The organism is Agrobacterium bohemicum (assembly GCF_001562555.1).
GTDB classification, from domain to species: Bacteria; Pseudomonadota; Alphaproteobacteria; order Rhizobiales; family Rhizobiaceae; genus Agrobacterium; species Agrobacterium bohemicum.
Genome location: NZ_KQ961050.1, coordinates 1 through 1,319, shown reverse-complemented (window position 1 = coordinate 1,319; position 1,319 = coordinate 1). Strand labels below are relative to the sequence as shown.

Below are 1,319 nucleotides of genomic sequence, written 5' to 3'. Positions count from 1 at the left end.
TGGAGTGCACCCCATTTCACCGGACAGGTCGGCTAGGTTGATTTAGCTCTGATGAACTGCCGAGGGGAAGCCATCTTGAGCGCGGAATGGGGATGGATTTCGTTGTAGTCCTCGATCCATCCGTCGATGAGCCGGAGCGCTGTTTGGGCGTCCGGTAGAGCTGATATCCGAATATAGTCGCGCTTCAACGTTTTGACGAAAGCTTCCGACATGCCGTTCGACTGCGGGCTGGCGACCGGCGTGAAGCAAGGTATCAGATTGAGTGCCTGGGCAAATATCCTCGTGTCCCGCGCTGTGTAAGCCGAGCCATTGTCAGAGAGATGCTCGATAGCATTCGGGGCTCGGGTTGCGCGGAAGCGTTTCTCGACTGCCTCCAACATCATGTCGCGCACGTCAGAGCCGGAGATGCCTGCATTGGCGACTGCCGTCCAAGCGATGATCTCGCGGTCGAAGGCGTCGATGATGAAGGCGAGACGGATGACCTCGCCATTCCAACAGGTGAACTCCAGACCGTCCGAGCACCAGCGCAGGTTAGAGCGCATGACCATGACCTTGCCATCATGGATGCGGCCTTTGCGAACGGCCGTATGTTTCTCCAGCAGCATGGCATGGTTGCCCATGATCCGATGAACCCGTTTGGCGTTGACGACAGGCTGATCGGCGGCTCGCCTTTCGCGATTGAGCAGCGCGGCGATCCGCCGATAGCCATAGGTTGGCCTTTGATCCACCAGCCTGCGAATGGTGGGTAGAAGCTCTGCATCCTCAGCCTTGTAGTAGGCTCCGCGTGGCTTTGATCTGCCTTTCAACCGCTCGACAAGGTTCGAGCGGGAGATGCCCAGCGTGTCGGCGACGGCCTTCATCGCGAACCGTCCTTCGGCAACAAGATCGGCCGCGATATCCGTTTTTTTGAGTCCGCTTTGGAAAGGGCTTCGCGGAGGATTTCGACCTCCATCGTCTTACGGCCGAGCATGCGCTCCAGCTCCCGAACGCGATCCTCCAGTTTCTTCACTTCAGAATTCCCGACAACCGGCTCGTCAGAATCCACGGCTGCAGCACCTCCCTCACTCAATAGCCTGCGCCATCGATACAGCAGATTGGGCGCAACGCCATGGCGGCGAGCGGTCGATGATACCGTCTCGCCAGGTTCAAAACTCTGCTCAATAATTGTCAGCTTCTGCTCGGTTGTCCACCGCCTGCGGCGCACATCTCCCGTCAGCAATTCAACGTGTCGATACTCGTTAGACATAAGCCTGTCCTCAAGCCTGTGCTTGAGCCTTTCTGCTTATGCCGACTGTCCGGTCGAAATGGGGTGCAGTTCA

Annotated in this window: 1 protein-coding gene; it reads right to left on the bottom strand. The window is 57.8% G+C overall.

Annotation, left to right across the window (positions count from 1 at the left end):
* Positions 1-32: 32 nt before the first annotated feature.
* A protein-coding gene (locus ATO67_RS22150; protein ID WP_106405008.1) for an IS3 family transposase occupies positions 33-1,246 on the bottom strand; the annotation gives its coding sequence in 2 pieces (ribosomal slippage) (positions 33-910 and positions 910-1,246; 1,215 coding nt in all).
* Positions 1,247-1,319 lie beyond the last annotated feature (73 nt).